Genomic DNA, 23,498 nt, shown 5'->3' with positions numbered 1-23,498 from the left:
TGTGCAATATCGCTGAAAGCCGCGTCAGGGGGCCGCCGGCAGCAAGGCACACACATCATGCGCGGGCATGGGCCTGAAATAGTAATATCCCTGTACCGTGAGCGGGCCAAACTCCTTCAGCAGGGCCAGCTGTTCGGGTAGCTCTACCCCTTCCACCACCAGGCTTAATGACATTTGCCGGGCCAGTTGCGCTATGGTGTGCAGCAACGTCAGGGCCCGCGGGCTTTCACAGGCTTCTACCATAAAGCTGCGGTCAATCTTGAGCTCATCCAGGGGCAGGCGGTGCAGGCAGGACAGCGCCGAATAGCCGGTGCCAAAGTCGTCCAGCGACAGCAAAAAACCCTGCTCCCGCAGCCGGCGCAGCATGCCGACCCCGGCGCCCATCTGCTCCACCATGGTGGACTCGGTCACCTCCAGCTTGAACGCCGCCGGGGCAAGGCCAAAGCGGGCCACGGTGGCGCTAATCCAGTCACAGAAGTCGGGCTGGCTAAACTGGTCGGCGCAGAGGTTGACCGACACCACCGGGGGCCACCTTCCCTGCCGTTGCCAGGCTTCCATCTGAGTGCACACCTGCTCTATCACCCAACGATCGAGCCGCACCGACAGCCCGTTTTGCTCCGCCACCGGAATAAATTCGGCGGGCGACAACTGGCCCAGGCTGCGATGAGTCCAGCGTAACAAGGCTTCAAGTCCCGTGATGGCTCCCGAGACCGGGCATATCTGCGGTTGGTAATGCAGGCTGATCCCGTCCGCTTCACCGGTATTGAGCACATGGCTGAGGCTGTGCTCAATCACCAGCTCCCGGTGATGCAACTCATGCTGGCGCTGATCCACAAACTGAAACCGGTTACGCCCGTTGCGCCTGGCCATGGCATGGGCGTGCTCCGCCGCCTGCAGCAGATTTTCCGGCTCGCGGGCATCCCGCGGATACACCGCAATGCCAATGCTGGGCTGCATGGACACGACATTGTTGTCGGCCAGTACCAGGGGCCGGGCCAACAAACCAAGCAGTTTGTCGGCCAGCTGGGCCATGGCGGTGTCTTCCGCACGGCTGTGACGCAACACGGCGAAGATGTCGCCCTGCAGCCGTACCAGGGTGTCGGCCTCGTCGACCGCCGCTTGCAGGGTACGGGCCTGCTGGCGCAGCACATCGTCACCCCAGGTCATGCCCAGCTGCTCGTTCAGCGCCTTGAAACGGCCAAGATCAACCACCATGAGCCCAACTCGAATTCGGTTGCGTTGCGCCTCGGCCAGCGCCTGCTCAAGCCGCGATGTCAGCAACTGGCGATTGCCCAGCTGGGTTAACGGATCCTTAAAGGTAAAGGGGGTGCGGTCCTGCTCAACACTGCGCTGGCCGCTGAGATCGTGACCGATGGCCACCCTGTGGGTGACTTCGCCCAACTCATTGGTGAGGGTATTGATATTCAGCCACTGCGGATACACCTCACCCGACTTGCGCCGGTTCCAGACCTGACCGCTCCAGCTGCCGGTGAGCAGCAGCTGATGCCACATGCGTTTGTAAAAGTCGGGCTCGTGGCGGGCCGACTGCACCAGCCGAGGCGTTTTACCCAACACTTCCTCGGCCCGGTAGCCGGTAATCTGTGTAAAGGCGGCATTGACCCGTTCGATAACGCCGTCGGCATTGGTGACGATGATCGACTCCAGGGCATTATCGAACACGTGCTGTAACAACTGCCGTTTGAACTTGAGACTGTGCTCCAGGGTGAAGGCGTCCGATCCGACAGACGCCAGCGTGGTGTGATTGTCCTCGCGCACTTTAGGTATCCTTACCGTGTTTTGTTATTTTTTATGAGACTCCATGATAAACAGTTGTGAACAACATTGAAGACATCCATGTCACAATTTGTACAGCTTCCTTCTGCCTAGCGAATGACCTCGCGCCGGTTATAGGTTCGGTCACTGGCCCGCAGCCTGGTTTCTTCGAGAATATCCAGCATGGCAAACGGATCGATCAGTTGACCGCTGCCTATTTTTTCCGCAGGCTTAAGCCAGTCGGGCAGGTTTGTAATGGTCACTTCGATATCCCGGTACGGCTTTTCATAGGGGTCAACCCTCACCAGCTTTTCGGCAAGGCTCAGCTGCAGCGCAGGATCCATATCCGGTTGATCGTGATGAGCCATACCACCTGTGTTGAGATAAAAGGGAGTCTGCGTGTCTTCCCTTATTGTATTGAGGTTGTCACCAAAATAATGCAACTTGCTGGCCATGGTGCCCGCCTCGCCCACTTTCACCTCAGTGTCCATGAGAGTGATAAAGCCATAGCGCAGTTTATCGGCCTCGTCAGCAAGGGTGGTTTGTTGTTCCTCTATCTCAATACACTCATTATTTTTATCGCAGTCATGCGCACTGATGGTCAGCTCAAGCGGCAAATCCAGTGACATCTCCTGAAAAGGAACGTTCTTCAGAAATACCAGGCTGTCGGTATTTATGGTAATGCTGTGTTGCCCATGGCTGAGTTCACTAAAATCCCATTCAAGCAGGTTGTAATCCAGTGAGGAATTCAGGTTAATAAGTACATTCTCTTCAAGCCCGCCGGCAAACTCACCGCTATAACTGGCAAGGGTATTACCATCAGCGTCCAGCCCGACCACGGTAAATGCAGGCTTGGTGCTGAAGTTGGGCTCTTCGGCACCTGCATAAATCACATCACCTTCAATATCACCGGAGATGGCAGTGACCTTAAGCGACGCGGGCACGGTGCGGCCGACATAGGCACTGTCGCCTTGAGTGACAAGTCTGGTGTCGTCACCTGCAATATAAGCCGCTTGCCAGTCGTCTACCTTCACCTGCAGTCGGCCCACAATATCACTGGCAAACCGATGGGTGGAGAAGATCGCTTCGGCACCGTTATCATTCAGGGCATAATCCTTGGACGGTTTCAGCGCACCATTTTCCAGACTGGCATGAATGAGGTCGGTCGACATTCGGTCCGCCAGCCAATCCAGTGGTAGCAGTTGCTCGTTCGCGTCGAGGGCCGCCACCGAGAACCCGAGTGGTTCACCCGCCGCGCCCAACACGACACAACTGCCAGCATGGTTAGAATAGACAAAACCGCTGCTGTCACCACAGTTTGCATCCCGCTGCACCTGCCAGGCCAAGGGGACAAAGGCGGCCTTGTCGGTGAGCTGAGAACCCAGACCACCCTGCGGCAATACCTGCTGTACGCTCAAGGTCAGCAAGTCGGCATGAGGGTAGCTCAGCCTAGCGCCACTCACCGGCAGGGTCATGGTGCGTGCTTCGCCCGCACTGAGGGTCGCGATCGACTTTCCATCGGCCCCGTACACGGTAATGTTCTTGTTATCGCCACTGTCGTTGCGGTCAAAGCCAAACTTCACCTCGACTTCGCCCTCGGTGTCGAGACAGCCACCGCTAAAGGAAATGGGTGCCCCATCACCAGCGTAGGCGGTGTCCACATCAAAGGAAAAGGTACCGGCATCCCCCCCACCACTGGCTGAGGTCACGGTACAGGTTTTTTCACCGTTCACATAACAAACCAGGGGGTGAGCAGCGTCGGGATCCATATTGCCGCCCTTGCCATCGCTCTGTACCACCATGGTAAAGGGATAGCTCGGCGTTTTCTTCAACGACTGAGATTCACTGCCATAGAAATTGTTGAAGTTCGCCAGGTTGGAACCATTGGCCTTGACATGTAGCTTGGCCTTGCCGTCATAGAGTTCGTTACAACTTTCGTCGGCACAGGCATAGACAGTCAGTTGCTCGGCACAGCCATTAAGGTGTAATTCGTAGTGATGTACCGACGCCGCGGAATCGCCACGAGGGGCATAATTGATGAAACTGCCCTTACTCATTTTCAAATCGACAACATTAACTGCACCGAAAATTCCTGCATTTTTCTTTAACTCAAGCTTGCCATTCACATAAACAAAGCCATAGAGCCTGGCGTTGTCATAAAGCTGAACTTTACCTTTCTGGCCATTGTCGCTGCCGTCATCATCATCATCGTCGTCGTCGTCGTCGTCGTCGTCGTCGTCGTCATCGTCGTCGTCATCGTCGTCGTCATCGTCATCGTCATCGTCATCGTCGTCGTCGTCGTCGTTACGATATGCATCCAGTTCACCATATACATACACACTGATTGGCTGATTTTCTTCACCAAGCTGGGCTTTGTCTTCCAGCTTCAATTCTTCTTCAATGTGTAGTTGAACGTCTCCTGAAGATGTCAGTCTTGAGATGACCTTATTATCCTCATCCTCAAGTTTTACCTTTTTAAAGTAATAGTCTCCGCTGCTCAGGATCAGTGTTCCTTCGAGTTCGAGCTCTTCCGCCACAACCCTTCCTGTTACTGTTGAGCCGAAGCCATCAATTGTCAGTTTTTTATTCGTAAGTAGACTACCGTTGAAAGTTGAGTTATCAAGTTTGATTTCATCATAAGGCGCAGAAATATGAAGGCGATCGAGACTACCCGCATTTTTTATGCTGATTTTTTCGTTAATGTAGACATTGGCCTGCCCTTCGGAAACCACCAGGCGCCCGCCATCCATTTCCAGCGTTTCAATCCAGTAATCACCAGCAGGCAGCGTTACTTGCCCTCCATCCTCGATCTGCATCGCCTTGATGCGAAATTCCCCGGCATTATTAGTCAGAGTCAATTTGCAACTGTCTTTAACCTTTATTTCCTTAAAATGGGTCCTTGAGTCTTTTCTATTGCCGTTTTCACAATCAACCTTGTGAGAAGAGTTGGTTTTATTAAACGCGCCCGAGTCAGGAAAGCGTACCTCTTGACGACGAAAGTCGGCCGTAGATGGCAGTTCCTGATTGAAAATACGGTAACTCAGTTTACAAGCCTGATCATCATAATCGCATATACCCAGGCTCGCCTTTTTATATCCATCATCGTCATCGTCATCGTCATCGTCATCGTCATGACTGTTTTTCCCCGAGTTTTTGAAGTCCAGATAGCCGAGCTTGTCTTTGGTTCCATCAATTCGGGCGCTTGCATGCATCTCAATTTTGCCGTTATTGCTATGGCTTTGTGCGGCATAGGGAAACAACGCGGCAATGCTGTCTTCGTCCGCCAGAGTAGGCAGAGGTAATATCAGGGCTGCCAGGCATAGCCAGTCATTTTTTTTCACTCTATCACCTCAACTTCAATATTACGGATCACGGCAATGCCGCCGCCGATGCAGGTACCGGTGGCAATCACATTAACCTGGGTAACGCCGGCAACTGTATCGGTATTCGGAACACTCGCATTTCCTTCACAACCGGCGACGTCTGACGTGATGGTTTCGTTTTCAGTGATTTTATCCAGCAACACGAATACTTTTTGCTCCAGCACTGACTCGGCGGCGAGCCTCGCCTTGAGAGCCAGTGTTTCGTAGGCAAGTTGACGGCTGCTCTGACCCGACAGGGTGACCATGGCAGCCATCAGCGCAGACAGAATAAGCAGAATAAACAGCACACTAAGCAACATGCTGCCTTTTTGATTGTGGTCAGGGTGCATAGGTCACCTGTAATTGTCCTGGCAGTACCAGTTCGCCATCCCGCGTGCTCAGGATCAGTTGCAACTGAACCAATTGATTGGACTCATCGTAGTCTAAAAACGGTCTCTCTGATGTGAGTCCGGTCAACATAAGCACGCCATCCCCCCAATCGGCACCGGTTTTAACCTGACGAAACAGGCTGCCGCCGGTTGCACAATAACGCACCTGCTCGGCCCTGATCAGGGTATAACGCAGGTCAAAGCCTTCGCGATCAAAGGAGATCAGCGTGGGATCATTAAACACATCATCAAAGCCGAAACTGCTGCCACTGTATGCCTTCTGCACCAGATGAACATTGTCGTCGGGCGCGGCGGCCGGAAAGTCGCTCCACAAAGCCTCGCCGCTGGCGGCCCGAATGGCCATAAAACTGCCTTGAGGCACCTGCTTCTGCAGGCTGAGAGGCACCACAAAGCTGGCAGTGGCAGATTTGACCGAGCCCTGATAGGTGCCGGCAGCCAGGGTGGGCACAAAGGAAATACAGCGCTTGCTATCACTGAAATACACACTGGGGCCGTAAGCCAGTGCCAGTTCACGGCGCAGGCGTTCCAGGGTAAAACGGGCGCCGGCCAGAGCCTGGGCACGCTCCGTATTCCCCATGTAGCCCTCGGCCATGTACGCGATAAAGCGAGTGCCAAATACGGCACTGATACCAATCAGCACCATCACAATTACCAGCTCCAGCAGGGTAAAGCCGCGCGCCTTCATCGAATATTGTACCTGTGCAGGGTAAAGGAAAGATCACTGCCGTTTTGATCCGCTATGGAAATAATGACTTCCTTAAATGTTGCGCTAGGATCATCGGTATTTAGGGTTACACAGGTTTGCACTGTGTAACGGGCGTAAAGGGGCGCTCTGGTGAGCTTGAGCTGGTCTGCCAGCACATTGCCAGTAATGGCATTGTCATCGCCACACCACAGACGAAAATCATCCACATGGGAAAAATCTTCAATCCCGGCACCAGCACCGGCAGTGGAGGCATTCCGGCAGGCAGGAGCCGAGCCAATGCCACATCGCTTATGCTCATCGGCATAAGGGTCATTTTGGCCATCGTACTTTACTGCCAGCACCTGCTCGGACAGGACTTCAGCCAGGGCCACGGCGCGAAACTGAAACACCGGGTCCAGTTGCCGGGGCTGGCTTGAAATAAACAGGCCCGTGCCGACCAATATAATGGCCAGCACCGCCAGCCCCACCACATATTCCAGCAGGCTGAGCCCGGCATTACGGCGCAACATGAATATAGCCCTCGGGTTCTATCAGTACGGTTTTCCCGGCAAGGGTAATTTGCAGAGTGTTGGCCAGCGGCTGATACCCGGCTCCAGCATTCACAAAAGGCCGCCCCAAACGGCTGGCTTCGCTGAGGTAATCAGGCTCGGATGCCACGTCGCCAAATTGCAGTGTAAAAGGTAAGGTAATATTGACGGTTATCGGCAACTCCTGCGCCCCCACCCAAATTGACTGACCGGGATCACGGAGTTGATTCGTGCTTAACAGAGAGGCTGAGTTGCAATCCGACGACAATGAAACACCATCTGTCGTTACGGCCACCACACCACAGCGGCCCATTTCAGTGCCGCTTTGCAGGGCCAGTGGGTCGTTCATGGCCCTAAGCTGGGCCAGGCGCAGCAGTCCTGCCAGATTGCGAGCCTGCAGCGAACCGTCAAAGTCGCTGTTCACCGGCAGGCGCGGAATCGCTACCGCCGCCAATATGCCCACCAGCACCAGCACGGCGACCATTTCTATTAAGGTGAAAGCGAGTTGGCGAATCATAAAGTAAGAGTGTTAAAAAAGGCGGCCAAAGCCGCCTTGGGTACTCAGCAACCGCTGGTATCCATATCTACCTTGGCCGGAATTCCGTCTTTCGCTTGGGTATAAACAACTTGACAGCTGGCAGCGTAACGCTGAGAAGGTTTTAATGTAAGAGTTGTGTCCCCATCTGCAGTAGCAATGGCGTATGTCAACGCATTTTCAGATACTGCACTATCAGCCCCTTCAGCGCCTGCATCCAATCCCTGCAGACTATCAAGAATACCGTCAGCACTAGCTTTAGGATAGCCATAAACAAACGCAACATCAGCGAATTCACCAGTGCCAGTCCAGGTCCCGGCATTGTCCTTACCTTCCAATACGGCTTTAGTATTTGCCAATGTCATTGCTGATTGTATGTTAGATCTTAATGATTTTATATTCGATTCGTATGCCTCATCTTGCAGATTCAAAAACCGCGGGGCCGCCACGGCACCCAGTATGCCGAGAATAACAATCACTATAACCAGTTCTATCAGGGTAAAACCCGCTGCTCTTTTCATGTTGTATCCTTGCTTGTTCGTGTTGTAGATTTTTCACCAAAGTTAATGTTTTTATTCTGGAAATCAAAACATTGACGGCTATGATAGCGGGGCTTTCACGGTCAATCCAGCCCAATAATGTGAGAATTTATGCTTTTCAATACGAAAAGAAGGGAGAGCCCCTCAGCCCCCCTTGACCACATTTACCATGTCCCACATGGGGGTAAAAATCCCCAGCGCCAGCACCAGCACCATGGCGGCAATGGCGGTGATAAGAATGGGCTCAATGCGGGCGGTGAGGTTGGCAATGTCGTAGTCCACCTCTTCTTCGTAGAAGCGGCCCGCCTCCATCACCATTTCGTCGACCCGGCCGGTCTCTTCACCCACGCGAAACATCTGCATAATAAGTGGCGTAAATACTCCGCTGCCGGCGGCCACCGACGACAGGCTCTCGCCCGACGATAGCCCTTCTTCCATACGATGAATGGCCCGGGTCAGAAAGGCATTATCGGTGGCGCTGCCGGCCAGGCGCAGCACACGGGTGATGGGTACCCCGGCGGCCAGCATCATGGCAAAGCTGCGGCAAAAGCGGGCCAGCAAAATACGCTTTATCAGGGGCCCGACAATGGGAATGCGCAGCAGAGTCTTGTGCCAGCGCAGTTTGCCCGCCGGCGTGCTGACATACCAGAGCGCCGCGGCCACCGCCCCGGCCAGAATCGCCAACAACAGCCCCAGGTAATGGGTAAAGAAGTAGGAGCTGCCAATCAGAAAGCGGGTGGTCCAGGGCAACTCGGCCCCCAGCCGGGCAAAAATACCGCTAAAGGCCGGAATAACATAGAGGTTAATCACCGTCATGGCCGCCACCATGGCAATGGTCACAAACAGCGGATAGCGAATGGCGGCCTTGATGCGTCGCCGTGTGTCCAGCTCAAGCTGATAGTAATGGGACAGCTGCAAAAACGCCTGCTCCAGCTGGCCGGTGCTTTCGCCCACCTCCACCAGAGACACAAACAGGCTGTTAAACAGATGGGGATGATTGGCCAGGGCATTGGCCAGGGTCTGGCCCTGATTCAGGGCCTGGGCCACCTCGTTCAGCGCCTCTTTCAGCACGCGCACGTCCGAAGTATCGCGCAAGCCTTCCACAATGCGCAAAATGGGAATGCCGGCCCGCGTGAGCGACGCAAACTGGCGACTCAGGATCAGCAGTGCCTCGGGCTTGATGCCGCCCTTGAAAAACTGGCGCAGGGCCAGCCAGGACTTGCTGCCGGAGCGGGCTTCCTTCATTTCCACCGGAATCAACCCGGCCTGAGCCAGGTTGCTAGCCAGGGCCCGCAGAGACGTTGCCTCCATGCGACCCTCGTGCAGCTTGCCCTGGCTATCGCGCGCGCGATACTGATAAAACGCCATCAGTCCACCCACTCCGACAGGCGCAGCACTTCCGACACCGCAATCTCGCCCTGCAGCGCCAGCTCAAGGGCGGCCTGGGCCAGGGTCACAAAGCCCGGCGAGCGTGCCACTTCCGCCTCAAAGCCTTCGATATGCTGTTTGCGCAGGGCATCGGCCATGGCCTGGTTGATCTCCAGCCATTCAAACACCCCCACCCGGCCCTTATGTCCGGTGTGGTTGCAGCTGGCGCAGCCCTGGCCCCGATAAAACCGGCCGCTTTCTGAGCGGGCATCCAGGTGCATCAGAAACTGGCGCTCGCCCGCATCAAGCCGATGCTCCACCTTGCAGTAACTGCAAATTTTGCGAACCAGACGCTGAGCCAACACCGCCTTCAGGGTGCTGGCCACCAGATAGCCGGGCACCCCCATGTCCATCAGCCGTATTGCCGAGCTGGGAGCATCGTTGGTATGCAGGGTGGACAGCACCAGGTGGCCGGTCAGGGCGCCGCGCATGGCGATTTCCGCGGTTTCCTGATCCCGCATTTCGCCAATCAGCAGCACGTCGGGATCCTGCCGCAGGCTGGTGCGCAAAATGCGGGCAAAGGTCAGCCCCACCTTGCCGTTCACCTGCACCTGGTTAACTCGGGGCAGCCGGTATTCCACCGGATCTTCGGCGGTAATGATTTTACGGTCCGGGGTATTGAGCTCGGCCAGGGCCCCGTACAGGGTGGTGGTCTTGCCGCTGCCGGTAGGGCCGGTGACCAGAATAATGCCGTTGGGGCTGGCCAGTTTGCGGCGAAAGGCACTGAGCAGGGACGACGGCATGCCCGCCTGCTCCAGACTGCGAATGCCGCCGGACTGATCAAGCAGCCGCAACACCACCGCCTCACCGTGCTGCACCGGCATGGTGGCCATGCGCACATCCACCGGGTTGGCCTTGACGGTGAGTTCAAAGCGTCCGTCCTGAGGCAGGCGCCGCTCGGAAATATCCAGTCCGGCCATCAGCTTGAGCCGCGACACCAATGCGGGGGCTATGGCCACTTCCTTGAGTTCGGTTTCCTGCAACATGCCGTCTACCCGCATGCGCAGGCGAATCACCTTGTGATCGGGTTCGATATGAATATCGGACGCCCCCACCTGCAGGGCATCTTCAAACAGCGAGTTCAGCAGCCGCGCCACGGTGGCGTCGTTGTCTTCAAGACCGGCGGTGTCTATCACATTACGGCTGGGCGCGTGCTCTTCCGACAGCTGACCGGCCAGGTGGGCAATGTCGTCGGTACGCCGATAAAGCTGGTCGTAAAACTCCAGCATCTGGCTGTGGGGCGCCACCGCCAGGTGGACTTCCCGTGGCGCCAGCAAGTTGCCAATGGCGTCCTGCGTATCCAGATCCGCCGGGTCGGCCAGTACCACGGTAACCTCGGTGTCGTTGGCATCGATCACCAGCGCCCGGTAGCGGCGGGCGTACACCTCAGACAGCAATTTCACCGCCTGCAGATCAATGTTGGCCTTGTTGAGATCAAGCAGCGGAATGCCCAGCTGCTCGGCCACAAACCCCAGCAGCTCACGCTCGCTGAGTATGCCCATCTGCACCAGCAGGGTACCCATGCGGCCGCCTTGCTGATGCTGCTTTTGCAGCACGGTGTCGAGCTGAGCCGGGGTGATAACGCCGTGATCGATCAGCAGCTCACCCAGGCGCTTAGTGAGTTTGCGTTGTGGCATGGTGCTCCAGTTGCTGCTCTACGAATTGAAGGGAAGCCACGCCCAGATCCACGCTGGCCCTGGCCTGCTCAAAGGCATGGGTATAATCCTGACCCAGGCTGCGCTGGCACAGCCCCAGTCCCAGCCACCAGGGTCCGCTGTCCTGCCGGGTCAGCAGTTGTCGGTACAGGGGAATGGCGGCATCACACCGATTGCTGCGCCGCCCGGCCTCGGCCTTGAGCGCATAGTAGTCGAGGTGTTCGGCAAGCACGGGGGCGGCACCGTCAAGTACCTTCCAGGCGGCGGCATGACGTTGCTCTCCGGCCAGTATGCGGGCCAGGGTCAAGCGCAACGAGGGATGCTCGGGGGCGGCTTTAAGCCCTTGCTGCAACAATGTGCGGGCACTGTCGAGGGCACCGCGCCCATAGAGTAAGGATGCCAGTTTCAGCCGCAGGGCATGGGCATCAGGGTGACTGGCGAGGGTGCTCATCAGGATTCGCTCGGCACCAGACCAGTCACCGGCGACCAGGGCCAGCTCGGCGGCATGGCGGCTTTCCCGCAGTTCATCTTCCCGGCTGGGCTTGATCTCGGCAATATGCAGTTCGCTGGCCGCCGGTGGCGCCGCCATCAGCTCGGCCCAAACCGGATCCTGCCAGTCGGGCTGAAACTCTTCCGCTTGCAGCGGGGCGCCGAGCAGCAGCATCACCACAGTCCCGATGACCTTGTGCATTACCTCACTCCACTGTGCAGTTCATCAAGAGGGGAAGGCGGATACCATTTCTCCAGCAAATCCCGGCTACGCTGCAACTCCTGCTCCCAGGTATTGGCCGCCACCACCACGGGGCGCAGCATGATGACCAGCTCGCTTTTCTGCGTGGACAGGTTGCGGTTTTTAAACAGGTTACCCAATACTGGAATCTGGCTGATCAGCGGAATGGCGCTTTCCTGCTCGCTTTGTTTCTCCTGCATCAGGCCGCCGATAATAATCACCTCGCCCGACGCCGCCTCCACCACGGTATCGGACTCTCGCACCGTGCTTCTGGCCAGAGGGAGGATAAAGGCACCATCGCCAAAATCGATGATTTTGTTCGTATCTTCCACTTCGCTGACCGCCGGGTGAATATGCAGCAAAACCCGATTATCGTCGGCGATCTGTGGCGTTACATCCAGTGAAATACCCGAGAAGAAGGGCCGCAGCTCCACATCCGGCGTCCGCTCCGACACGCCGCTGGTTCCCGTGGTGGTGGTCAGGGAAAAGTCGGTTACAAAATATTCATCGGTACCCACCTTGATCACCGCCTTCTGGTTATTGCTGGTGGTCACTCGAGGATTGGACAGGGTGTTGACCTCACCCTGGGTCTGCAGCAGATTGACCACGGCATCAAAGTTGCCATCGGTGTAGGTAAATACGGCACCGCCACCCAGCAGATCCGAGAGCGGGCTTAAAAAGCCGGGATAAGACACGCTGGTCGAGCCGGTGGCTCGGCCGCCGTCGGACGACAGGTTGTTCCACTCAATGCCCTGCTCATAACCATCGTTCAGCTCCACTTCCACGATGCGCGCTTCCAGGATCACCTGGCGCTTGAGTTGACGCTCGGCACGCGTCAGAAAATCCTGCACCAGGGCCAGCTCGTCGGGGGCCGCCCGCACCGTCACCAGGCCGGCCTGCGGGTTGGTCACCACCACCCGCCCCTGCTCACCGCCAATCAGCCGGCCCAGGGCGCTTTCCAGATCTCGCCAGAAGTCATTATTGGACTCGGTATTAATACGGGTTGCGCTACCATCGCTCCCTTCTTCACTGGTGGCCAGGCTGCTGCCGCTGATGGCAGTTTGGGACTGGCCATTACGGGCCAGCATCAGGTAATTGACGTTAAAGGTGCGGGTACGCACGCCGTTGGGAAACACCTGATACACACCGCCACGGCGCTCAATACCATAACCATAGAGGCCGGATATGGCCTCGAGGATCTCCGGCAGGGACACTCGGCGAAGGTTAAGGGTAATGGTGCCGGTCACCTCAGGATGCACGGCAATACTGACGTTGTGCTGATTGCCGAGGGCGGCAAAAAACTCCCGGGCATCCACCTCCCGGGCAGAAACGTCAAAACGGCGCTGCGGTGTGGCCGCGCGAGTTGCCACCGGCCGCGGCACACTCAGCAATTCCTGCTCAACTGCCGCAGGCACCGGATCCGGCGTGGTGCGTAACGCCTCATCCAGCGCGCGCTTGGGCAGGCTGCCGTCGGGCGCGTGCACGCACCCGGCCAGGCCGGCGCACAACAGTGCCAGGGCAAGAGGACTCATCTTCCGTTTCATGGTATATCCGTATTGTCAAAAGAAGGGAACAGGCTCAGGATCAGGCGCTCGCCCTGCCCTTCCAGTATCACGCGTTCGCCGGCAATGCGGACCAGGCGATAGCCGCCTACGGTATCACCCTGCACATAGCGCCGGCCGTCAAGAATGGCGCTCGCCACGCCGCCACCGGTAAAAATGGCCTGCAGGCTGGGCTGCGACGTGGCGGGCTGGGCCTCGTCTTGTACCACCGCCATCGCCGGACCCGATAGGGGCCGGGTGGGATCCTGAACTCCGGCCGACGTACTCAGCAGCGCGAGCACCAGGGCACTGGCATTAACCACGGATCAGCTCCTTATGTTGACTCAGGGTAAAAAACTCCAGCCGAATATGGCCGTTCGGATGCGTATCCAGTTCAAAACTCAGGCTTTGCCAGAAAATCCGCCCGGTGAGGGCCTCCAGCCGCCTGACATAATCCAGCAGTTGCAGATAGCTGCCGCTGAGCTCCATGGCCAATACATGGCGATACAGGGCCTGGCCTCCTTCGGCGGTACCGGGAATGACCTGGGCAGGCAGGTTGGTCAGGCCAAGCAAGTCAAGGCCACTGCCCTGATCCAGCACCGACACCAGCAACCCGGCCATTTGTTCAGGCCCCACCAGGGCCCGCATGCGCTGATCCACATTTTGATTGAGCCGATTGAGTTGGCGATTTAGCCGCTCAATGCGCTGGCTCTGATCACTGGCGGTGAGCTCATCAATACGCCGTTCAAACTCGTTCGCCAGCCCTTGTTGTTCGTTCAGTCGCTGCTCCAGGCCGGCCCGCTCATCGGCCAGGCGCTGCCCGGTGGCCGCGACGGTCTGCTCAAACAGCACCAGCCCCAGCCAGCCGGTCACCGCCCACACCGCCACGGTCAACAGCCAGCGCTCCCGCCGTGGCCGCGCCATAAACCAGCCACTCAGGGCGTTCAGCCGGCGCTTCATTGGGTTACTCCGTCACTGTGCAGGGTAAAGGCCAGGGCACCGGGCTCTCTGCGATGAATGTCGAGCTTGCCAAAATCACGGCGGACCAGGCTATCACGACCTTCAAAGCCCAGAATCCAGGCGGGAACGGCGGCGGCATTCGAAGCCTCTCCGCTCAGGGTCATGGCACGGCCTTCAAGTTGCAGCCCGGTCAGCGCCACCCCTTGCCAGGACAACCGGGCCAAATCATCCAGGGTGGCCGCATAGGAAACCAGGTTATCCTGGCCCAGCACACCCAACAATTGACGGCGAATGCGAATGTCCTGCTCCAGCCGACGGCGCTGGCCGTCATCCTGACGCTGATTCAGCTGGGCCACCCGTTGCTGCAGGCCGGTGATATGCTGCTCGGCATTGCCCAGGGCCAATTGCAGCTGCGTATTGCTCTTGCTCAGGCGATGGTTGTGCAAGGTCTGCCAGCCCAGAGCCATGGCCCATAACAGCGCCACCGCCAGTACACCCAGCCCGAGATGACGTACCGTGGGAATTTCGCGCACCGGCTTGAGCGCGGCCTGATAAAACTCAATGCGTGTTTTCATGATCATTCCTCCCGCAGCATGCCCAACGCCGGCAGGCTTACCGGCGACAGGTGCTCATTGCTGAGCGACTCTGGCTGAATGTCAAACACCTGGCGAATGGCCGTCTGTACCGCCGGAGTAACCCGGGCCGGCAAGGCCATAAACCATTGCTCGGGAGGGTTCAAACGGAGCTGTCCTGTAGCATAGTCAATGCTGCGCTGCAGCTCCAGCAGAAGATTGTCAAACACGAACTGATCCACCGCCATGCGCTCGTCGTCCAGCGCCTGAAAGCCACGAATGGTGCGGGAAAAATGCCATTGGCGCTGGTGAATAAAGGTCATGGTCAACTCCTGACCGGGCATTTTATGCAGCATCAGGCCCCGTTGCTCGGGGTTGAGCAGGTTGGCCATGGCCAACTCGTCCACCCCCAGGGTGTCGATTTCACACAAGGGCGTAACGGCATCCACCAGGGTCTGCAATTGCGCCCGCCGGCTGTAGTACACGGCAATGCGTGCCACCCCCTGGGGCCCCGGCGGCAGATCGATATAGTCAAACAGCAGTTGTTCTACCGGCTCATCCACCAGCTCGCGCATGCACCAGGGCAGGGCCTGGGCCAGTTCTTCATCGGGCATGGCCGGTTTGTCGAGCTGTACCTGGCGCCAGGCCTGACGACCCAAAGCCAGCCGTAGTCTGCGCCCCTGCCACTGTCGGTCGATGATCATGGCGGTCAGGGCAGACGCCATGGTTTCTCCGGCGCCCACCGGTCGCTCCAGCACCTGTTGTGGGTACTGCTCTTCCACCGCGTAGAGGGCAGAAGGTGTCAGATAAATGCCCACGGGAGTACCGCCTCGGGCGGATTTAAACCATTTGAACATGCGGACCCTGAATAGCGTGGAACATGGAAAAATCAGTATAAACAGTTAAAACCAGTTAATGAACAGAGGCTTGCCTGATTAGCCGCTCAAAAAATATCACGCCCACTATCTTGTTTGATTTGGATCAGGCCTGGCACCGCCGAACGGTTAAAATATGCGCAGGGTGGCGTATACCACCACAGGAATAATGATCACAGACATCAGATTGCCCAGCAATACAATGCTGGCCATTTTATCCGGCTGACAGCGATATTGTTCGCAAAGCAGATAATTCAGCACCGCCGGCGGTAACATCACCGACAGCGCAAGCAGTTGCAGCCACTCGGCTCTCAGTGGCAGTGTCCAGGCCACCAGGGCAAAGGCGGCGGCTCCCACCAGCAGATAGGCGAGGTTGACCCGCAGTGCCAGCCCCAGGTTACCCACCTCGCCCAACGACAGTCGCACACCCAGGGCAAACAACATCAGCGGCACCGCCATTTGCCCCAGCAGATCCGCACTGGTGTACACAAAGTCGGGTAGCAGACTTTTGTGATCCGCCAGCCAGATGCCCGCCACCGCCGCCCAGACAATGGGGTTTTTCAGCCACTGCCAGCGTCCGGCATCACTGGATAAAATAAAGAGCCCGAGGGAAAAGTGGATCAGGTTGGACAACACAAACAGTATGATAATGGCGCCGAGCTGCTCCTCCCCGTATGCCAGCATCATCAGCGGAATGCCGATATTGCCGGTATTGCGGAACATGCCCGCCAGCACCAGGGTGCGCCGCTCCAGGCCCTGAAAGCGAAACAGGCACAACAGCACACCGGGCAGCACTATGCACAGGGCACCGGCCAGGATCAACGGCCAGCTGTCGCCAAGGGAAACGGGGTTATCGATTAGGGCGGAAAACACCAGGGCCGGGCAAAACACCGCCACGTTGGCCTGGTTGACAAAGCCCATGTCGGGATTGCGCTGACGCCGGCCAAAGACAACGCCTACCGCCACCACGGCAAACACCGGCACCACTATGTTAAGCAGAGTAAGCAGCATGAAATGAAAAAGCCAAAAGACGGCATAGTGCGTCTTTTGGCGTTGGGTGTCCAGTTGGAGCTATGCTCGACACCCGGACCGGTGGGGCTGAAAGCCTGCACAAACGCCGGGCCATGCCCGGAGTTTGGCGGTCTTAATTGCCTCAGCCGTAGCGGCTGAAGGCCAGACCGTCGCTGTCGATATCGGGCTGCTTGCCGGAAATCAGATCGGCAATCAGGGCCGCCGAGCCCGCTCCCATGGTCCAGCCAAGGGTACCATGGCCGGTGTTCAGCCACAGGTTCTTGTAACGGGTACCACCGATAATGGGGGTGCCGTCCGGGGTCATGGGACGGAAACCGGTCCAGAACTGGGCCTCTTCCATCTTGCCGCCTTTCGGGAACAGGCTGCTTACCGAATGGGCGATGGTTTCACGGCGAGCAGCGGGCAGATCCTTGTTGAAATCGGCCAACTCCGCGGTGCCGGCGGCGCGAATACGATTGTCAAAACGGGTAATGGCCACCTTGTAGGTTTCGTCCATCACGGTGGACTGGGGCGCGTCCTCGTCCTTGTTCACCTCTATGGTCAGGGAGTAACCCTTCACCGGGTAGATCGGCAGGCTGATACCCAGCGGGGTCAGCAGGAAGGGCGAGTAGCTACCCATGCACACCAGCACCTGGTCGGCGGTTTCCAGGCCGTGATCGGTCTGTACGCCACGGATTTCATCGCCATCACGCACCAGGGCCTTGATCTCGGTGTTGAATTTGAACACCACGCCCTGCTCCTTACACTTCTTCACCAGTGCCTTGGTAAACAGGTTGCAGTCACCGGTCTGATCGTCCGGAAAGTGCAGACCACCAACCAGCTTTTCTTTCACGCGCGCCAGCGCCGGCTCACGGGCAATACAATCTTCGACGCTCAGCATGGCGTGGTTAACACCAAACTCCTGCAGCACCTTGATGTCCTTGGCGGCGGCGTCCACCTGCTTCTGGGTGCGGAATACCTGCAGCAGACCCTTCTTGCGGGCCTCAAAGGGCAGGTTCAGCTCATCCTGAAGGGCATTGATGCAGTGACGGCTGTATTCGGATACCCGTACCATGCGTGACTTGTTGATGCCGTAGGCTTTTTCGTTGCAGTTGGCCAGCATGGACAGCATAAACTTCCACTGCGCCGGGTTGGTACCGGGGCGAACCTTCAGCGGTGCATGGGACTGGAACATCCACTTCATCGCCTTAAACGGGATGCCGGGGGCCGCCCAGGGCGAGGTCATGCCAAAGGATAACTGGCCGGCATTGCCAAAGCTGGTCTCTTCGGCCGCATCGGGCTGACGATCCAGCACCACCACTTCATGCCCCTGACGGGCCAGATACCAGGCGCTGGTAACGCCGACAACACCACTACCCAATACCAAAACTTTCATAACACTCCCCTATCCGAATGCGCTTTTGGCAAGAATATCATCCAAAAAAATCCGAAAATCCAGAGCAATAAAAACAAAAATAAAGATGGGGGGCAGCTCAAAGGGCCGGCGCCAGGCCGGCTTATCAAGGGGGTGAAGGGTTAAACTGAATCGGGTTTTCGAGGAAGGACAAAATTCTACATTTATGCGTAATCATCAGAACTTTAAACCATAGACCGTCGAGCTGTGACCAACATCACAAAGCTGACAATCAGCGCCCGTCATCCTGCTCAAGGGCGCGGTTCAGCCGCTGCTGCAACAGGCTAAGCTCGGCATGGGGCAGAGGTTGGCCTCGCTCTGGCCAAACCAGTGCCGCCTCCGCCAGGCCGGCCAAGCTGGATTCCCCGGCTGCAGTCGCGTAACGGATCAGTTCCTGCAGCAGCCGGGTGGCCTCGGCCCAGTCGGCTTCGGCCTGGGCCGCCTGCAGCAGCCACAGCTGATCGCCACAGCGCTCGGCCAGCATGCCATCCCTAGCCGGGCCGCCGTCGTTGTCGGCCGCCATGGCGTCGGCATGGTCGTCGGAGCCGGGCTGGCCGCCACAGTAACGACTCAGTGCCAGATAGAGATCAAGGCGGTTAAGGGGTTTGGACAGGTAGCCGTTCATGCCGGAGTCCAGGCTGCTTTCCCTGTCACTGCGCATGGCGCTGGCGGTAAGGGCAATAATGGGCACGTCATGATGACGCAGCAGCTTGCGGATCTGCCGAGTGGCCTCGAGGCCATCAAGTATGGGCATCTGCAGATCCATAAGAATGGCGTCAAAGCGATGCCGGCTCGCCTGCTCCACCGCCTGCCGGCCGTTATCGGCCAGGCTGACCGACACCTCGACCCGAGTGAGGAACTCCACCACCAGTTGCTGATTCAGCCGGTTGTCTTCGGCCAGCAGCACACGGCAGCCGGCGAGACGCCGTCGGTAGTATTCCAGATCATTGTCTACCGGTGATGCCGCTCGGGCCGAAGACGGCGGCGGAGTAAGCACGGCGGCCAGGCTGGCCGACAGCCGGCTCCAGGTTACCGGCTTGGGCAGGTAATGCTTGATGCCCAGCTGTTTCATCTGGGCAGCGGGCCGCTCCCGGCCAAAGGCGCTGACCACTATGATGTTAAGGTCGTCGAGCTGAGGTTGCTGGCGAATAAAGCGCGCCACATCCAGGCCATTGTCCCGGCCCAGGCAACAGTCGATCAGGGCCAGACGCAAATCGCCTCCCCGCTTTTGCAGCAGCTCTCTGGCCATCTCGGTGTTATGGGCCAGGTGCACCACCATGCCGGCACGGCGTAACATCTTGCCCATGACCTCCGCCGCCAGCGGGTTATCTTCCACCACCAGCACCCCCAGGCCCGGTGCCAGGGCCGGCTCGGGCAGGGCGACCGCCTCGCCGGCGGGTCGAAGCGGCAGCACCACGGTAAAGGTGGAGCCGCGACCGGGCTGACTGCTGACCGTAATGGTGCCATGCATCAGCTCCACCAGATGACGGCAGATGCTGAGCCCGAGGCCGCTGCCACCGTATTTGCGGGTGGTGCTGGCATCCACCTGGGTAAAGGACTGAAACAACTGCTGCTGTTGCTCGGGCATGATGCCGATGCCGGTGTCGCTGACCTCAAAACGCAGTTCATTGCCCTGATTGCCCGAGGCGATTCGCACGACCACTTCGCCCCGCTCGGTAAATTTGAGGGCATTGTTCACCAGGTTGACCAATATCTGCCCCAGCCGCAGCGGATCCCCGCGCAACCGATCCGGCACATCCGGAGCCTTGTCGATAATGACCTCCAGCTGTTTCTGCTCCGACATGTCGGCAAACAACCCCGACAGCCGCTCCAGTTGCTCATTGAGATCAAAGTCGATGTCTTCCAGTTGCAGCTTGCCGGCCTCAACCCGGGTCAGATCGAGAATATCGTTGATCAACAGCAACAGGTTGTCGGATGACATTCTGATCTTGGCCACATAGTCGCTCTGCCGCGCATCCAGTGGCGTTTGCTGCAGCAGGGAAACAAAGCCGGTAATGGCATTCATGGGGGTACGGATTTCATGGCTCATGTTGGCCAGAAAATCGGTTTTGGCCTGCGCCAGGGCACGGGCGGTGTCGCTGGCCTGGCGCAGCCGGCGGTTGTTGACGTAGAGCAGGCCGACACCGGCACCAAACAGTCCCAGCAGCAGCAGCATGACCAGTGCCAGCAGCCGGTCCCGGCTTTGCTCGGTACGCTGATGCCACCAGCTTATCCAGTCATAGAAGTCGGCGATGTCGGTGTCGGCAAACTTGTGGCGCATGGCAATAAGCCGCCGCAGGTTGGCGGTATAAATGCCGTGAGCCTGCAACAGATCGTCCCCGGCCATTTCCAGGCCACGCGCGTCCCATTCCAGCTCACGCACAAACAAGGGGTTGGTGGTATAGAGATATACCCGGCTGTGCTGCAGCAATTGCTTTAACGCGGCATTATCGCCGGCTTTGAGTCGTAGCTCGGCCTGGTTGGCAAACGACTCCAGACTATGGCGGGCATGCAGCTCTGCCTGTTGCAGGCCCTGCAGGGTTTTCAGGTAAGCGTCGGGCCGGCGATCCCCTTCCGCCATCGTCAGTCCGGACTCGCGCACATGGTACTGAAACCGCGCCAGCATCAGGCTCAGGCGGCGCACCTTGTCATCCAGCAGCACGGCGCCTTCGGCATCGGGCATCATCACCTGGTGATGAATATGATAAAGCTCATCCACTATGGGCTCGGCGTGACGCAGCAGCTGACGCCCGTCCTGATATTGCCGGAACAATTGGTGACCGTGGTTGATAATCAGCAGCAACAGCAAAATTGCCGGCAGCATCAGCCAGCGCCGTTTGCGGGCATCAAGGGTGAAGGCCCCCGTCATGTCGTGTGTCAACCTCATGCTGGCAGGGAAAAATAGATCCGAATGAGTCATCATCACAACACTGTCATGGCCCCGGCGCAACAGCAACGCCCGAACCACCGGTGTGAGAGCGAGCATAGTAACACTCCCGCCCCGGCCATGCCCGCCCCGATCAAAAACGCCGCTGACGAGCAGCGGCGTTTTTACTGAAGCGCATTCCCTTGCTGTTAGCGTTGCCAGAACGGCTTGCTGATCTCCTGGTAGCGGTCGGCTTCGTTCAGTCCTATGTCCTTCAGCAGATAGGCTGGCAGTTCGGCAAGCTCACGACGAGTGCGGCTGCGACGCAGCCAGGTTTCCAGGGTGGCCAGCAGGCCGGCTGTGTGCGCCTGAGCCTGGCCGGCCCGGCGAAGGGGTAAACGTACGGTAGTCATGATGCGTCTCCAGAATGATTCGGGGCACAGCTTAATGATCCTTCAACACCCCTCTCAACCGAGTTTTCTTGGGTTTCCGAATAACAAAAACTAATGGCAAATCACTGACAACCAGTAAGAAAACAACTTAAAAACAGCTTGTTAACAGAGCCAATCCAGGCAGTCATCCGGCATCACCATAAGCCAAACTCACCAACCTGCATAAGCAGCAAGTACGGACAATTAATTATGCAGCACCATGACAAAATATGCTGCCTGCAAGGGGCAAGGCAGCCCGGCATGCTGCATAATTTCCCAGATACCCTGTCTCCTGCCGTAATGTGCGCCAGCCATCGATTTTTATCAAAATGCAAAAAACAAGATTCCGCTGGGGCCACCATGAATACACGGCAGATAACACCGCTTTAACAACAAAAATTCATAAATAATTCTATTTATGAATAATGAGGCGCGCAGATATAAGGCGTAAATCCTAACAGACAGCAGATAGCCGCGTTGATTTTGCCCTCGCCTGCCCCTACCCTGCGCGCCGCACAGCTATCCTCAAGCTGTAAACTTTCATTCAAGGAGTGGTTATGAAACGAGAACAATGGGGTTCTCGCACCGGCTTTATCCTGGCGGCGGTCGGCTCTGCCGTCGGCCTGGGTAATATCTGGCGCTTTCCCTATATGGCCTATGAGAATGGCGGTGGCGCCTTCTTTATTCCCTACCTGTTTGCCATGCTGACCGCCGGCATTCCCTTTATGATCCTGGAGTTTACCCTGGGGCAGAAATACCGCGCCGGTGCTCCCGGCACCCTGCGCCGGCTGAATGCCCGTTTTGAGTGGCTGGGCTGGTTTCAGGTGATGATCTGCGCCGTGATCGCCTTTTACTATGTGGTGGTCATCGCCTGGGCCATTTCCTACGCCTGGTTTGCCCTTGATCAGCGCTGGGGCGACGACAGCAACGCCTTCTTCTTCGGCGACTTCCTGGGCCTTGGCGACAACTCGCCGTCCAACCTGGGCGGCCTGCAATGGCACCTGTTGCTGCCCCTGGTCATCGCCTGGACCGCCAGCTTCTTTGCCACCTACCGAGGCGTGAAGGGTGGCATTGAAAAGATCAATAAGGTACTGATGCCACTGCTGTTCCTGCTGGTGCTGGTGCTGATCGGCCGTATCATCATGCTGCCCGGGGCCTTGAGCGGCATCAACTGGATGTTCGCCCCCGACTTCAGCAAAATCTGGGATCTCAAGGTATGGTCCGCCGCCTATGGCCAGATTTTCTTCACCCTGAGCGTGGGCTTCGCGATCATGCTGTCTTACGCCAGTTACCTGCCGGAAAAGTCCGACATCAACAACAACGCCTTTATGACGGTGCTGATGAACTGCGGCTTCTCCATGCTGGCCGGCATCATGATCTTTGGCGCCCTGGGCTATATGGCCCAGGCTCAGGACAAGGCGCTGACCGAGGTAGTGAGCTCGGGCGTGGGACTGGCCTTTGTCACCCTGCCCACCGCCATCAACCTGCTGCCCGCCCCCGGCATCATGGGTCCCATGTTCTTCCTGGCACTGGTGTTTGCCGGCATCAGCTCACACATCTCCATTGCCGAGGCGGTGACCACAGGCCTGATGGGCAAAACCGGCTGGAGCCGGCAGAAAACCGCCACCCTCTTCTGTGGCACCGGCTTTGTAGTGAGCCTGCTGTTCATCACTCAGGGTGGCCTGCTGCTGCTGGATCTGGTGGATCATTTTATTAACAACATGGCGCTGCTCGGCTCCTGTCTGCTTGAACTGTTCCTGGTGGGCTGGCTGTGCAAGCTGTCCGATTACCAGAAGCGGGCCAATGAGCTGTCGGAATTCAGCATTGGCATCTGGTGGCAGCTGTGCATCAAGTTTTTGTCCATCGCCATGCTCGCGGTGATCCTGTTCAACAACATTGTCGGCGCCTTCAAGGAAAATTACGGTGGCTACAGCGATAACGAAATTCTGTTTATCGGCTGGGGCATGATTGCGGTGATGCTGGTGGTGGCCATTGTCATCAACGCCAGCAGCAAACAGGAGGTAAAAGCATGACGACCGGCGCCATTATCATGATGCTGATAGGGCTGGGCATTACCTGGGGCGGTGCCGCCCTGTGCATTCGCCGGGCCATGAAGGCCAGGCAATAAGCCCCCCATAAACCAACAAAGGCAGCCGATTGGCT

Annotated in this window: 21 protein-coding genes; 2 read left to right on the top strand and 19 right to left on the bottom strand. The window is 57.6% G+C overall.

What is annotated here, in order from left to right; all coding sequences use genetic code 11:
* Positions 1–24 precede the first annotated feature (24 nt).
* The 19 genes from OJHNALOF_RS08970 to OJHNALOF_RS08880 form a co-directional block, all read right to left on the bottom strand.
* A complete protein-coding gene (locus OJHNALOF_RS08970) occupies positions 25–1,776 on the bottom strand; it encodes a GGDEF domain-containing phosphodiesterase (protein WP_165661789.1) in 1,752 nt (583 codons plus the stop codon).
* Between the two features lie 107 nt (positions 1,777–1,883).
* Positions 1,884–5,114, bottom strand: a complete 3,231-nt coding sequence (locus tag OJHNALOF_RS16925; protein ID WP_206063594.1) for a hypothetical protein — start codon at positions 5,112–5,114, stop codon at positions 1,884–1,886.
* Entirely contained in the window at positions 5,111–5,485 is a 375-nt protein-coding gene (locus OJHNALOF_RS08960; RefSeq protein ID WP_240919657.1) for a hypothetical protein, read from the bottom strand. Before OJHNALOF_RS08960 ends, OJHNALOF_RS16925 begins: the two co-directional genes overlap by 4 nt.
* Positions 5,475–6,230: a type II secretion system protein J gene (locus tag OJHNALOF_RS08955; RefSeq protein WP_165661788.1), complete on the bottom strand. Its 756-nt coding sequence runs from the start codon at positions 6,228–6,230 to the stop codon at positions 5,475–5,477. The genes OJHNALOF_RS08960 and OJHNALOF_RS08955 overlap by 11 nt, the downstream gene beginning before the upstream one ends.
* A complete protein-coding gene (locus OJHNALOF_RS08950; RefSeq protein WP_370462305.1) occupies positions 6,227–6,718 on the bottom strand; it encodes a prepilin-type cleavage/methylation-like protein in 492 nt (163 codons plus the stop codon). Before OJHNALOF_RS08950 ends, OJHNALOF_RS08955 begins: the two co-directional genes overlap by 4 nt.
* A 28-nt stretch (positions 6,719–6,746) precedes the next feature.
* Positions 6,747–7,295, bottom strand: coding sequence for a Tfp pilus assembly protein FimT/FimU (locus tag OJHNALOF_RS08945; RefSeq protein ID WP_165661786.1), 549 nt, complete (start codon positions 7,293–7,295; stop codon positions 6,747–6,749).
* A gap of 44 nt (positions 7,296–7,339) precedes the next feature.
* On the bottom strand, positions 7,340–7,834 hold the full coding sequence (locus OJHNALOF_RS17110; RefSeq protein ID WP_165661785.1) for a type II secretion system protein: 495 nt from the start codon (positions 7,832–7,834) through the stop codon (positions 7,340–7,342).
* Positions 7,835–7,996: 162 nt separating this feature from the next.
* Positions 7,997–9,220: a type II secretion system F family protein gene (locus OJHNALOF_RS08935; protein ID WP_165661784.1), complete on the bottom strand. Its 1,224-nt coding sequence runs from the start codon at positions 9,218–9,220 to the stop codon at positions 7,997–7,999.
* Entirely contained in the window at positions 9,220–10,917 is a 1,698-nt protein-coding gene (locus tag OJHNALOF_RS08930; RefSeq protein ID WP_165661783.1) for a GspE/PulE family protein, read from the bottom strand. The genes OJHNALOF_RS08935 and OJHNALOF_RS08930 overlap by 1 nt, the downstream gene beginning before the upstream one ends.
* Positions 10,895–11,626: a M48 family metallopeptidase gene (locus tag OJHNALOF_RS08925; RefSeq protein WP_165661782.1), complete on the bottom strand. Its 732-nt coding sequence runs from the start codon at positions 11,624–11,626 to the stop codon at positions 10,895–10,897. Before OJHNALOF_RS08925 ends, OJHNALOF_RS08930 begins: the two co-directional genes overlap by 23 nt.
* A complete protein-coding gene (gene mshL / locus OJHNALOF_RS08920; protein WP_165661781.1) occupies positions 11,626–13,209 on the bottom strand; it encodes a pilus (MSHA type) biogenesis protein MshL in 1,584 nt (527 codons plus the stop codon). The genes OJHNALOF_RS08925 and mshL overlap by 1 nt, the downstream gene beginning before the upstream one ends.
* Positions 13,206–13,529: a general secretion pathway protein GspB gene (locus OJHNALOF_RS08915; protein ID WP_165661780.1), complete on the bottom strand. Its 324-nt coding sequence runs from the start codon at positions 13,527–13,529 to the stop codon at positions 13,206–13,208. Before OJHNALOF_RS08915 ends, mshL begins: the two co-directional genes overlap by 4 nt.
* The gene (locus tag OJHNALOF_RS08910) at positions 13,522–14,166 is read right to left on the bottom strand and encodes a type 4a pilus biogenesis protein PilO (RefSeq protein ID WP_165661779.1); all 645 of its coding nucleotides are present in this window, start codon (positions 14,164–14,166) and stop codon (positions 13,522–13,524) included. The genes OJHNALOF_RS08915 and OJHNALOF_RS08910 overlap by 8 nt, the downstream gene beginning before the upstream one ends.
* Positions 14,163–14,741, bottom strand: coding sequence for a PilN domain-containing protein (locus tag OJHNALOF_RS08905; protein ID WP_165661778.1), 579 nt, complete (start codon positions 14,739–14,741; stop codon positions 14,163–14,165). The genes OJHNALOF_RS08910 and OJHNALOF_RS08905 overlap by 4 nt, the downstream gene beginning before the upstream one ends.
* A 2-nt stretch (positions 14,742–14,743) precedes the next feature.
* Entirely contained in the window at positions 14,744–15,595 is an 852-nt protein-coding gene (locus OJHNALOF_RS08900; protein ID WP_094199452.1) for an MSHA biogenesis protein MshI, read from the bottom strand.
* 147 nt (positions 15,596–15,742) lie between these two features.
* A complete protein-coding gene (locus tag OJHNALOF_RS08895; RefSeq protein WP_165661777.1) occupies positions 15,743–16,624 on the bottom strand; it encodes an AEC family transporter in 882 nt (293 codons plus the stop codon).
* A 142-nt stretch (positions 16,625–16,766) separates the two neighbouring features.
* Positions 16,767–18,020 carry a D-amino acid dehydrogenase gene (locus OJHNALOF_RS08890; protein ID WP_094199454.1) on the bottom strand — a complete coding sequence of 418 codons (1,254 nt, stop codon included), beginning with the start codon at positions 18,018–18,020 and terminating at the stop codon, positions 16,767–16,769.
* Positions 18,021–18,270: 250 nt separating this feature from the next.
* Positions 18,271–20,907, bottom strand: coding sequence for a response regulator (locus tag OJHNALOF_RS08885; RefSeq protein WP_165661776.1), 2,637 nt, complete (start codon positions 20,905–20,907; stop codon positions 18,271–18,273).
* A gap of 206 nt (positions 20,908–21,113) precedes the next feature.
* Entirely contained in the window at positions 21,114–21,317 is a 204-nt protein-coding gene (locus OJHNALOF_RS08880) for a DUF1127 domain-containing protein (RefSeq protein WP_094199455.1), read from the bottom strand.
* A 575-nt stretch (positions 21,318–21,892) separates the two neighbouring features.
* Here OJHNALOF_RS08880 and OJHNALOF_RS08875 point away from each other — a divergent pair.
* On the top strand, positions 21,893–23,368 hold the full coding sequence (locus OJHNALOF_RS08875; RefSeq protein WP_094199456.1) for a sodium-dependent transporter: 1,476 nt from the start codon (positions 21,893–21,895) through the stop codon (positions 23,366–23,368).
* A complete protein-coding gene (locus OJHNALOF_RS08870; RefSeq protein WP_094199457.1) occupies positions 23,365–23,463 on the top strand; it encodes a MetS family NSS transporter small subunit in 99 nt (32 codons plus the stop codon). The genes OJHNALOF_RS08875 and OJHNALOF_RS08870 overlap by 4 nt, the downstream gene beginning before the upstream one ends.
* Positions 23,464–23,498: the final 35 nt, after the last annotated feature.

This window comes from Oceanimonas sp. MB9 (genome assembly GCF_011319775.1).
GTDB lineage: Bacteria > Pseudomonadota > Gammaproteobacteria > Enterobacterales > Aeromonadaceae > Oceanimonas > Oceanimonas doudoroffii.
Note: the sequence above shows the minus strand (reverse complement) of the source record. Positions and strands in the feature narration are given on the sequence as shown.

Bases quoted from the DNA above. Each gene is read 5' to 3' on its own strand.
- OJHNALOF_RS08960 (WP_240919657.1), bottom strand. From the start codon at position 5,485: ATGCACCCTGACCACAATCAAAAAGGCAGCATGTTGCTTAGTGTGCTG.
- OJHNALOF_RS08955 (WP_165661788.1), bottom strand. From the start codon at position 6,230: ATGAAGGCGCGCGGCTTTACCCTGCTGGAGCTGGTAATTGTGATGGTG.
- OJHNALOF_RS08945 (WP_165661786.1), bottom strand. From the start codon at position 7,295: ATGATTCGCCAACTCGCTTTCACCTTAATAGAAATGGTCGCCGTGCTG.
- OJHNALOF_RS17110 (WP_165661785.1), bottom strand. From the start codon at position 7,834: ATGAAAAGAGCAGCGGGTTTTACCCTGATAGAACTGGTTATAGTGATT.
- OJHNALOF_RS08935 (WP_165661784.1), bottom strand. From the start codon at position 9,220: ATGGCGTTTTATCAGTATCGCGCGCGCGATAGCCAGGGCAAGCTGCAC.
- OJHNALOF_RS08930 (WP_165661783.1), bottom strand. From the start codon at position 10,917: ATGCCACAACGCAAACTCACTAAGCGCCTGGGTGAGCTGCTGATCGAT.
- OJHNALOF_RS08925 (WP_165661782.1), bottom strand. From the start codon at position 11,626: ATGCACAAGGTCATCGGGACTGTGGTGATGCTGCTGCTCGGCGCCCCG.
- mshL (WP_165661781.1), bottom strand. From the start codon at position 13,209: ATGAAACGGAAGATGAGTCCTCTTGCCCTGGCACTGTTGTGCGCCGGC.
- OJHNALOF_RS08910 (WP_165661779.1), bottom strand. From the start codon at position 14,166: ATGAAGCGCCGGCTGAACGCCCTGAGTGGCTGGTTTATGGCGCGGCCA.
- OJHNALOF_RS08905 (WP_165661778.1), bottom strand. From the start codon at position 14,741: ATGAAAACACGCATTGAGTTTTATCAGGCCGCGCTCAAGCCGGTGCGC.
- OJHNALOF_RS08900 (WP_094199452.1), bottom strand. From the start codon at position 15,595: ATGTTCAAATGGTTTAAATCCGCCCGAGGCGGTACTCCCGTGGGCATT.
- OJHNALOF_RS08895 (WP_165661777.1), bottom strand. From the start codon at position 16,624: ATGCTGCTTACTCTGCTTAACATAGTGGTGCCGGTGTTTGCCGTGGTG.
- OJHNALOF_RS08890 (WP_094199454.1), bottom strand. From the start codon at position 18,020: ATGAAAGTTTTGGTATTGGGTAGTGGTGTTGTCGGCGTTACCAGCGCC.
- OJHNALOF_RS08885 (WP_165661776.1), bottom strand. From the start codon at position 20,907: ATGACGGGGGCCTTCACCCTTGATGCCCGCAAACGGCGCTGGCTGATG.
- OJHNALOF_RS08880 (WP_094199455.1), bottom strand. From the start codon at position 21,317: ATGACTACCGTACGTTTACCCCTTCGCCGGGCCGGCCAGGCTCAGGCG.
- OJHNALOF_RS08875 (WP_094199456.1), top strand. From the start codon at position 21,893: ATGAAACGAGAACAATGGGGTTCTCGCACCGGCTTTATCCTGGCGGCG.
- OJHNALOF_RS08870 (WP_094199457.1), top strand. From the start codon at position 23,365: ATGACGACCGGCGCCATTATCATGATGCTGATAGGGCTGGGCATTACC.